Source organism: Roseibium sp. (assembly GCF_025698965.1).
Classification (GTDB): domain Bacteria; phylum Pseudomonadota; class Alphaproteobacteria; order Rhizobiales; family Stappiaceae; genus Roseibium.
This window is the reverse complement of sequence record NZ_JAILWL010000249.1, coordinates 1-9,372: the sequence shown is the minus strand read 5'-3', so window position 1 is coordinate 9,372 and position 9,372 is coordinate 1. Positions and strand designations below refer to the sequence as shown.

Annotated in this window: 10 protein-coding genes and 1 pseudogene; 9 read left to right on the top strand and 2 right to left on the bottom strand. The window is 57.3% G+C overall.

Annotated elements, in window-relative coordinates; translation table 11 throughout:
• Positions 1-359 (top strand): annotated as a pseudogene (locus tag K5905_RS19330) (hypothetical protein); the annotation flags it as partial.
• A 57-nt stretch (positions 360-416) separates the two neighbouring features.
• Here K5905_RS19330 and K5905_RS19325 read toward each other — a convergent pair.
• Complete coding sequence (locus tag K5905_RS19325) at positions 417-965, bottom strand: cysteine hydrolase family protein (RefSeq protein WP_297586731.1); 549 nt, start codon at positions 963-965, stop codon at positions 417-419.
• A gap of 95 nt (positions 966-1,060) precedes the next feature.
• Here K5905_RS19325 and K5905_RS19320 point away from each other — a divergent pair, with 95 nt between their 5' ends.
• Complete coding sequence (locus tag K5905_RS19320) at positions 1,061-2,005, top strand: GlxA family transcriptional regulator (RefSeq protein WP_297586729.1); 945 nt, start codon at positions 1,061-1,063, stop codon at positions 2,003-2,005.
• 58 nt (positions 2,006-2,063) lie between these two features.
• Here the strand turns inward: K5905_RS19320 and K5905_RS19315 are convergent, their stop codons facing one another.
• Positions 2,064-2,723 (bottom strand): GntR family transcriptional regulator, encoded by a 660-nt coding sequence (locus K5905_RS19315; RefSeq protein ID WP_297586727.1) that lies wholly within the window; start codon positions 2,721-2,723, stop codon positions 2,064-2,066.
• Between the two features lie 153 nt (positions 2,724-2,876).
• Here K5905_RS19315 and K5905_RS19310 point away from each other — a divergent pair, with 153 nt between their 5' ends.
• From K5905_RS19310 to K5905_RS19280, 7 genes are all read left to right on the top strand, one after another.
• Positions 2,877-3,677, top strand: a complete 801-nt coding sequence (locus K5905_RS19310; protein ID WP_297586725.1) for a transporter substrate-binding domain-containing protein — start codon at positions 2,877-2,879, stop codon at positions 3,675-3,677.
• Positions 3,678-3,825: 148 nt separating this feature from the next.
• Positions 3,826-4,488, top strand: coding sequence for an amino acid ABC transporter permease (locus K5905_RS19305; protein WP_297586723.1), 663 nt, complete (start codon positions 3,826-3,828; stop codon positions 4,486-4,488).
• A gap of 10 nt (positions 4,489-4,498) precedes the next feature.
• Entirely contained in the window at positions 4,499-5,161 is a 663-nt protein-coding gene (locus K5905_RS19300; RefSeq protein ID WP_297586722.1) for an amino acid ABC transporter permease, read from the top strand.
• Positions 5,158-5,880 carry an amino acid ABC transporter ATP-binding protein gene (locus K5905_RS19295; protein ID WP_297586720.1) on the top strand — a complete coding sequence of 241 codons (723 nt, stop codon included), beginning with the start codon at positions 5,158-5,160 and terminating at the stop codon, positions 5,878-5,880. Before K5905_RS19300 ends, K5905_RS19295 begins: the two co-directional genes overlap by 4 nt.
• A gap of 88 nt (positions 5,881-5,968) precedes the next feature.
• Positions 5,969-6,928: a dihydrodipicolinate synthase family protein gene (locus K5905_RS19290; protein WP_297586718.1), complete on the top strand. Its 960-nt coding sequence runs from the start codon at positions 5,969-5,971 to the stop codon at positions 6,926-6,928.
• Positions 6,919-7,860: a proline racemase family protein gene (locus K5905_RS19285; protein ID WP_297586717.1), complete on the top strand. Its 942-nt coding sequence runs from the start codon at positions 6,919-6,921 to the stop codon at positions 7,858-7,860. The genes K5905_RS19290 and K5905_RS19285 overlap by 10 nt, the downstream gene beginning before the upstream one ends.
• Complete coding sequence (locus K5905_RS19280; protein WP_297586733.1) at positions 7,853-9,295, top strand: aldehyde dehydrogenase family protein; 1,443 nt, start codon at positions 7,853-7,855, stop codon at positions 9,293-9,295. Before K5905_RS19285 ends, K5905_RS19280 begins: the two co-directional genes overlap by 8 nt.
• Positions 9,296-9,372 lie beyond the last annotated feature (77 nt).

Genomic DNA, 9,372 nt, shown 5'->3' with positions numbered 1-9,372 from the left:
TGCCCGGAGAATGGCTGCCCTGGGAAGATGAAGGTTATCTGAAAGGGCTCTACCAACTTGGCGACGAGATCGGCGTCGGTCTCGGTGCGCCGGACCTGATGTTTAAACGCAAGGGGCAGCTCAATCATGCCTTGGCCATGATGCACGAGCACGACTACACCGCACCGCTCGGCATTGCGATTCAGGACGGCAATTACATCGGTCAGACAGCTTCGGATGAGATCGTCCGCAACCGCACAAGCATGGTACCGGCTCTCCACGCATTCGCGAAAGACTTCCTGAAGGTGGACTACATGTTCTGGGTCAATCAGGAACCTTACTTCACCGAGGATGTCCTGCCCTGCTTTTCGGCTGACTGACGGCTGGTGCAACCGCGCATGCCCGATGCACGATTGCTCCAGCAGGTACTGTCATTCTCAGGCCGCTAGATAGGCGTCGGTGGTCAACACTGTGGCATAGGCAAATCCGAGCGCTGACATATAGGCCTTGTGAACATTCTCGGCCGAAATCGTTTCACCGTTAAACTCAAGATCACGCGAAGAGCAGGCATCTTCGATGACAGTGACCGCATAACCGAAATCCGCAGCTGCACGAGCTGCGGCGTCTATGCACATATGGCTCATGTCGCCGGCAATGGTCACCTCGCTGACGCCGCATTCATCCAGAAGCTGTTTCAGATTTGTTTCCCGGAAAGCGTTCACGTGGTGTTTGAGAACGCACTGCTCTCCCTCGGCAGGTTGCACGGTTGGATGAATGTCTGCACCAGATGAACCTGCCTTGAAGAATGGCGCGTTTTCACCGGAAAATTCGTGACGAACATGGATGACCGTCTCGCCCTCGTGGCGGGCCTGATCGAGCAATCGTCTGGCATTGGCAGAGGAGGCTTCGATATTGTGCAACTCCCATTTTCCACCAGGGAAATAGTCGTTCTGGATGTCGATCAGGATCAATGCGGATTTGGACATGAATTTCTCCTCGCGAGTTGGAAGTTTTGATTTACACCCCGCTGCCCTGGAAGCGTGATTGGCGAAATTGACATAAATCGGGTTAGATTTGACAAATGATATCCAGCGGTCAGACAATTCGGATTGGCATTGCGACCTATCCTCGCGCACAACAGGCGGCAGTCTTGGGCCTGAAGGATCTGCTGCAGTCGGCAGGTAGGTTCCAGCAGGCCGGTGCCACAATCCCGCGCACCTTTCAGGTTGAATTGGTCGACAGCTTTTCACCTGATGAATTCAAGGGTTTCGATACGGTCATTCTACCGCCTTGTCTTGGTGCGCGACCGGAAGGCAAGGAACTGGCGTCGGTTGTGCGCTGGATCGCGCGGCAACATGCACAAGGTGCACTGATCTGCTCAATTTGCGCGGGTGCTTTCGCCCTCGCGGAGACCGGCCTTTTGAACGGTCGCCAGGCAACCACACACTGGGCACTGGCGAAAGAATTCGCCGATACGTTCCCGGAGGTGCGACTTGAGGCAAGCAGGCTGATCATCGACGACGGCGATGTTGTCACCGCTGGTGGATTGATGGCCTGGATGGATCTCGGATTGAAGCTGGTAGCCCGATATTTGGGACCCGCCGTGATGTTGGAAACAGCAAGGTATTTCCTGATCGATCCAGGTGAGCGCGAGCAGAGCTACTATAATCTGTTCGCGCCGAACCTGACGCATGGCGATGCCGGGGTTCTCAAGGTGCAGCACTGGCTGCAGGCCAATTTCCAGTCCGCGGTGACTGTCCCGCAAATGGCAAGCGTTGCCCGACAGGAAGAGCGCACTTTCCTGCGCAGATTTCGAGCATCAACCGGACTTAATCCGTCGGAGTATCTTCAACGCCTGCGTATTTCCAAGGCGCGGGAACGGTTGGAGCTGACGACCGCAAGCATCGAAACCATTGCGCTGGAGGTTGGATACCTGGACGTCTCGGCGTTTCGCAAGTTGTTTCAAAAGATCGTCGGTCTGTCCCCCCGCGAATATCGCAAACGCTTTGCGCCTGCTGGCGGTTAAGCAACAAGGGACCTTTGCCTGCTTTTTATCGGGAAGAACGTTAGCGCAGGAGACACGCTCAACTCAGCGGCAAATGAGCCAGCAGGGATTTTTTCGCACCCTGTATGTGTTCCCGGGTCAGTTTCGCGGCGAGTTCGGCATTTCCGGTTTCGCAAGCTTCCAGAATTCCGAAATGCTCACGGCCGGCGCGTTCCATACCATTGCTCATGACGAGCTGTGCGCGGATCTGGCGCTCCACACGGTCGATGGCGTTGTGGGCGATTTCCAGGAAGAATTTCAGATTGCTGGCACTGTAGAGCGTTTCGTGAAAGTCCCGGTTGAGGTCGCCCCATTCCATTGGGTCGGAGGATGCGGAAAAGGCGGCGCATTTTTCGCGAGCCTGCACCAGAATGTCCTTTGACATGAGCGGCACTGCATTGCGGATGATTTCCGGTTCCACCAACGTTCGAAGGTCAAAGATTTCCTCCGTTTCGCGCGGTGACAACCCGGCGACGACAGCGCCTTTGTAGCGCTGCGTTTTCACCAGTCCCTGCTCCTCAAGACGAGAAATAGCCTCTCTCACGGGAATGCGGCTTGTGTTGAAAAGACGTGCGATTTCGTCCTGGCGAAGCGGCTCACCCTCTTCCAGCTGGCCTTCGATAATGGCTTTCCTGAGCGCATCGAACACAATTGAGGACGCAGACGCTGTTGCGGAAATGTCCATCGATTTCAGTTTCATAAGCCGGTTCTCCTTGCCCCGTCTTTTACGGGAATGCCCCGTTTTGGTGAAGCGGAAAATCTTTTCGGATATTTTATATTGAATATTGGATCCAATTTAGTTTATCAATGTGGCGCCTGACCAAATAATCTTCTGAAATGAAGAGGGGAAACCATGCTTAAGAAATTCGCGGCCGCTGCCGCACTGACACTTGTCGCCGCTCTGCCAGTGAAAGCAGACACGCTGGATGATGTGGTCGATCGTGGCCAATTGCGTTGTGGTGTCGTGCTCGACTTCCCGCCGATCGGCTATCGCGACGCCAACAATGATCCGGCCGGATTTGACGTCGAATACTGCAACGATCTCGCAGCAGCTCTCGAAGTCGAACCGATCATCTATCCGGTGACCTGGGCCGAACGCCTGCCTGTCATCGTCACCGGGCGTGCCGACGTAGTCTTCGGAGCAACTTCAGACAGCCTGGCCCGCGCCCGCACGGTCGGTTTCACCATTCCCTACGCGATCTATTATGCCCAGGGTGTTGTGAACGCTGAAAGCGGCATCAAGTCGTTTGAAGACATTCGCGGCAAGCGCGTGGCCGCTGCTATCGGTACAGTTCCGGAGCAGGAGTGGCTGAAGATTGCCAAGGAATGGGGTGAGGAGAACCTCTACCAGGGATACCAGTCCGAAAACGAAGTCTTTCTGGCTGTCGCGCAGGGCAAGGCCGACATCGGCATCACCACCAACACCGCGGTCAAGCCGATCACCGAGCAGTATGACAGTGTTGAACCTGGTCCGCGCATGCCCTGGACAACCGACTACACCTCCGTTGTCGGCAAACGCCAAGACGTGACCTGGCTGAACTTCCTCAACCTGTTTGTGACCCATCAGGTTCGCTCGGGCCGCTATGACGAACTCTGGGGCAAATATGTCGGTGGCGAAGCGCCTGAACTGCGCATTCCAGGTGTCATGTACTGATCCTCTTTCGGGGCATGCCCGGGTGTTCCGGCATGCCCCGGTCTTTTTCACGCGCTTTCAGTCGATCTCCTGAACAAGGTCGGTTCCGAGGGCATATCCGAGTGCGTCGCGCCTGAGAACGGGCGGGATCTGCCGGAGCTTCTTGAGAATGTTTGACTATAATTTCCATTGGCGGCCGGTGTTGAAAAGCCTGCCGGACCTGTTGGAAGCCGGCTTGCTGACCCTGCAGGTTGCAACGCTTTCCATGGTGGTCGGGATCGTCATTGGTCTCGTGTTAGCGCTGGTGCGAATGCACATGCGCGGTCCGCTCTATTGGCTGGCAACGTCCTGGGTGGAGCTGGCGCGCAATACGCCCGCGCTGTTCCAGCTGTTCTTCTTCGGCTTTGGCCTGGGGGCGTTTGGCCTTCATCTGAGCCCGTTTGCCATTGTTCTGTGCGGCCTCAGCTTCAACTGTGCCGGATATCTTGCGGAAAACTTCCGCGGCGGTTTTCAGGCTGTGCCGGATACGCAGCTTCGTGCGGCTCGCAGCCTCGGCATGTCTTCGTGGCAGGCCTACACCCGCATCATCATCCCGCAGGTGTTCCGGATCGTCTATCACCCGCTCACCAACCAGCTGGTCTGGGCAGTTCTGATGTCGTCGCTCGGCATGCTGGTCGGTTTTCGCGAACTCAGTGGCGAAACCCAGTTCTTTGCCAGCCGAACGTTTCGGATTTTCGAATATTTCGCCGTCACGGCAGTGATCTACTACGTGATCGTCAAATTCATCCTGGCGGCGTCGCGGCTTCTGGCCATGCGCCTGTTCCGGTACTGAGGAGGTTGTCATGAACGAAACGATAAGCTTCTTCAGCGGGTTCAATGTCAACGATTTCTGGTTCATGGGCGAAGCTGCATTGCGTACGCTTTGGATCTCGGCACTGTCGATCTCGATCGGAGCGGTTCTTGGTGGACTGTTCGGCTGGTTACTCCATGAAGGCAAGCTGACCGCGACCCTGACATTGGCACCGGTGCTCGACATATTTCGATCCGTGCCGCTGATCATCCAGCTGGTGCTGTTTTACAATTTCGCGCCGATTGTCGGTCTGGATCTGGATCCGTTCGGGTCCGGTGTCGTTATCCTGACAATCTATACCGCGGCGCTTGTGGCCAATGTCGCCCGAGGCGGCATCGAGGCGGTCGGCAAGCCGATGCGCCGTGCCGCCCGGTCGCTGGGCATGAGTTACTGGCAGGATATGCGTTACGTTGTTCTGCCCATCGGTGGCAGGGCAGTCTTTCCGGCCTGGGTCGGGGTGGCGCTGGGTGTCATGAAGGACAGCGCTCTTGTTTCCGTGCTCGGATATGTCGAGCTGCTCAAGGCCAGCCAGATACTGATCACGCGCACCCAGGAACCGTTCCTGATCCTGTCAATCGCCGGCGCGTTCTATTTCGCGCTGTCATTCCCGGTCTCGCGCTATGCCGCAAAACTTGAACAAAGGTGGGCCCAATGATCGAGATACGTGGCCTCGAAAAATACTTCGGCGCGCTCCAGGTCCTCAAAGGCATCGATCTGGATGTCGAAAAGGGCGAAGTGCTCTCCGTTATCGGTGCCTCCGGGTCCGGCAAGTCGACCTTGCTTTACTGCATCAACGGACTTGAACCGATCCAGAAAGGAGCGGTGATCGTTGACGGCACGGATGTTCATGCCAAGGGAACAGACATCAACAAACTGCGCCAGAAACTCGGGATGGTGTTCCAGCAATGGAACAGTTTTCCGCATTTGACCGCGTTGGAAAATGTCGCGCTGGCACCGAAAATCGTCAAAGGCAAGTCCCGGGCGGAAGCACAGGCAATTGCCGAAAGCCAACTGAAGCATGTTGGCCTCGGCGACAAGCTGAATGTCTATCCGGGCGCTCTTTCCGGTGGTCAGCAGCAACGTCTGGCGATTGCGCGGGCCCTGGCAATGGAGCCGACCTACATGCTGTTTGACGAGGCAACCTCGGCACTCGACCCGGAACTGGTCGGCGAGGTGCTGGATACGATGCGCCTGCTGGCCGAAGAGGGGATGACCATGATCTGCGTCACCCACGAAATGGGCTTTGCCCGCGATGTTTCCGACCGGGTGGCTTATTTCCATCAGGGTGTGATGGAAGAAATCGGACCGCCGGAACAGATCTTCGGAGATGCAAAATCCGAAAACACCCGCAAATTTCTTGCTAACGTGCGCTGACCTGGCGCGATCAAGAGCGATGTCAGGTCTGCGGCCCCGCGCGGCGCGGAATGATTAGGCCCCGGACCTGTTCCTGAAGGAGTAAATTATGTCGTCGAATATCTTTTCCGGTTGCATGCCGGCCCTGATGACCCCGTGCAAGGCGGATCGCACGCCGGACTATGACGCCCTTGTCAAAAAAGGGCAGGAGCTGATCGCGGCGGGCATGTCCGCTGTTGTCTATTGCGGTTCCATGGGCGACTGGCCGCTGTTGACGGACGAGGAACGGATGGAAGGCGTCGATCGTCTTGTCAAGGCCGGTGTTCCCGTCGTTGTCGGCACCGGAGCCGTGAATACCAGATCGGCAGTTGCCCACGCAGCACATGCGGCCAGCGTCGGCGCTCATGGTCTGATGGTAATCCCGCGGGTTTTGTCGCGCGGCATCTCGGCAGCGGCGCAGCGCAACCATTTCAGCGCAATCCTCTCCGCTGCACCGAACCTGCCGGCGGTCATCTACAACAGCCCCTATTATGGCTTCGCGACTCGCGCAGACCTCTTCTTTGCCTTGCGCAAGGAGTTCCCGAATCTGATCGGCTTCAAGGAATTCGGCGGTTTGGACGATCTGCGCTATGCGGCTGAAAACATAACTTCGCAGGATGATCAGGTAACCCTGATGGTTGGTGTCGATACGGCCGTCTTCCACGGCTTCGTCAATTGCGGGGCTACCGGCGCGATCACCGGCATCGGCAACGCCATTCCAAAGCAGGTGCTGCATCTGGTCAATCTGTGCAAGAAGGCCGCAGAGGGTCATGTGGAGGCCCGCCAGAAGGCCAAGGAACTCGAAGAGGCACTGGCAGTTCTTTCCAGCTTCGATGAGGGTCCGGATCTGGTGCTCTACTACAAGCAACTAATGGTGCTGAACGGGGACGAAGAGTACCGCTTGCATTTCAACGAAACCGACGCTCTGACGGATGCGCAACGCCACTATATCGAGGATCAATACAAGCTCTTCAACAGCTGGTATGCCGATTGGTCAAGGCAAGGCGGAGTCGTTGCCGAATGCGCGTAATCGACAGTCATACGGCTGGTGAACCGACAAGGGTCGTTATCGAAGGCGGGCCAGAGCTCGGACCTGGCTCGCTGGTTGAACGGGCAGCGCGGCTGGAAGCCGAACATATCGACGTTTGCGCGTCCGTTGTGCTGGAGCCGCGTGGTCATGACGCCCTGATCGGCGCACTGCTTTTGCCACCGACGCGAGACGATTGCGCCGCTGCCGTGATCTATTTCAATAACCTGCAGAACCTTGGCATGTGCGGTCACGCAACCATCGGTCTTGCAGTTACGCTGGCCCATATGGGCCGAATAGAGCCGGGACGGCACAAGTTCGAAACTCCGGTCGGAATTGTCGAAGTTCTGTTGCATGACGCCAACACGGTTTCGGTGGTCAATGTCGAAAGCTACCGCCTGCACAAGGAGATCGTGGTTGAGGTGGAAGGCTATGGCCGCTTCACCGGCGACGTCGCCTGGGGCGGGAACTGGTTCTTCCTGGTCAAGGATAGTCCGATTGACCTGACGGCGGAAAACATCCGCCCCTTGACGGACCTGACCTTGAAGATCCGCTCTGCACTGGAAACGTCCGGTGTCACGGGTGCGGACGGCGCCTGGATCGATCATGTCGAACTGTTCGGTCCACCGGAGCTAGCAACGTCCGACAGTCGGAATTTTGTCCTCTGTCCGGGCGGCGCCTTCGACCGCTCGCCATGCGGAACAGGCTGTTCGGCAAAGCTCGCCTGCCTCGCGGACGACGGAGTTCTGAAGCCCGGCCAGGAATGGATACAGGAAAGTGTGATCGGCAGCACCTACACGATTTCCTATCAACCCGGTCTGAATGGTGGCGTCATTCCGACCGTGACCGGACAGGCCTTTGTCACGTCCGATGCAAATCTGATTTTCAATCCCGCGGATCCCTATCGTTCCGGTATCCGCCCTCAAGCTGGGTGACATCATGGACTATAAGAATTTTATCGGCGGCGCCTGGGTCGAAACCAGTGCAACGACGCCCAATGTGAACCCGTCCGATATCAGCGACATCCTCGGCCATGCGGCAAGGGGCGACCTTACGCAGTTGGATCAGGCGATTGATGCGGCAGATCAGGCCGCTGCGATTTGGGCAGCATCGACACCGCAACAGCGATTCGACGTTCTGGATTTTGTTGGAACGGAAATTCTCGCCCGCAAGGAAGAACTTGGGCGGCTTCTGTCCCGCGAGGAAGGCAAGACCTTGCCGGAAGGTATCGGTGAAGCAGCGCGTGCGGGACAGATCTTCAAATTCTTTGCCGGCGAAGCACTGCGGCAAACAGGGGACAAGTTGGCGTCCGTTCGCCCTGGGATCGAGGTCGATGTTACGCGGTCTCCGGTTGGTGTCGTCGGCCTGATCACGCCGTGGAACTTTCCGATTGCGATCCCTGCGTGGAAGATCGCTCCGGCGATCTGCTACGGCAATGCCGTTGTTCTGAAACCTGCCGAATTGGTGCCGGGGTGCGCTCATGCGCTGGTCGAAATTCTCTCCCGATCCGGTCTTCCTGAAGGTGTCGTCAATCTGGTGATGGGGCGAGGCTCGGAACTCGGACCACGTCTGATCGAAAACGACAAGGTCAGGGCGATTTCCTTTACCGGGTCCGTGCCGACCGGCCGGGGCATTGCCGCCGCCTGCGGCGCAGGGCTTAAAAAGGTGCAGCTGGAAATGGGTGGAAAGAACCCGATGGTGGTTCTGGACGACGCAGATCTCGATATCGCAGTTGACGCCTGTCTGAACGGAGCTTTCTTCTCGACCGGCCAGCGGTGTACGGCCAGTTCCCGTCTTGTTGTGACCGAAGCCATTCACGACCGGTTTGTTGCCGCATTGGCTGAGCGCATGTCGGCGCTGAAAGTCGGCAATGCGCTGGAGGCCGGTATCCAGATGGGTCCTGTGGTTGACGCCCGTCAGTTGGAACAGAACCTTTCCTATGTCGACATCGCCTCTGGTGAAGGCGGCAGGGTCCAGGGCGGCGAACGCCTCAACCGGGAAACCGAAGGCTTCTACATGGCCCCGGCCCTGGTGACCGAGACGTCCAACGCGATGCGCATCAATCGCGAGGAAGTGTTCGGACCGGTGGCCTCCGTTATCCGCGTGAAGGACTACGACGAAGCGCTGAACATTGCCAACGACACGGAGTTTGGCCTCAGTTCCGGCATTTGCACCACGTCTCTGAAACATGCGAGCCATTTCAAGGCCAATGCCCAGGCCGGAATGGTGATGGTCAACCTGCCAACCGCAGGTGTCGATTATCACGTCCCGTTCGGCGGCACCAAAGGATCAAGCTTCGGTTCACGCGAGCAAGGGCGTTATGCGGCCGAATTCTATACGAGTGTGAAGACTGCCTACACTCTTCCGTGACGACGATCTTCGTGGGGTAATTGTGCCTCTCACGAACTTTCCAATGGTCAAATTCCCATGACGGACAACAACGTCCA

Coding starts and splice junctions, on each gene's coding strand:
- K5905_RS19325 (WP_297586731.1), bottom strand. CDS start 965: ATGTCCAAATCCGCATTGATCCTGATCGACATCCAGAACGACTATTTC.
- K5905_RS19320 (WP_297586729.1), top strand. CDS start 1,061: ATGATATCCAGCGGTCAGACAATTCGGATTGGCATTGCGACCTATCCT.
- K5905_RS19315 (WP_297586727.1), bottom strand. CDS start 2,723: ATGAAACTGAAATCGATGGACATTTCCGCAACAGCGTCTGCGTCCTCA.
- K5905_RS19310 (WP_297586725.1), top strand. CDS start 2,877: ATGCTTAAGAAATTCGCGGCCGCTGCCGCACTGACACTTGTCGCCGCT.
- K5905_RS19305 (WP_297586723.1), top strand. CDS start 3,826: ATGTTTGACTATAATTTCCATTGGCGGCCGGTGTTGAAAAGCCTGCCG.
- K5905_RS19300 (WP_297586722.1), top strand. CDS start 4,499: ATGAACGAAACGATAAGCTTCTTCAGCGGGTTCAATGTCAACGATTTC.
- K5905_RS19295 (WP_297586720.1), top strand. CDS start 5,158: ATGATCGAGATACGTGGCCTCGAAAAATACTTCGGCGCGCTCCAGGTC.
- K5905_RS19290 (WP_297586718.1), top strand. CDS start 5,969: ATGTCGTCGAATATCTTTTCCGGTTGCATGCCGGCCCTGATGACCCCG.
- K5905_RS19285 (WP_297586717.1), top strand. CDS start 6,919: ATGCGCGTAATCGACAGTCATACGGCTGGTGAACCGACAAGGGTCGTT.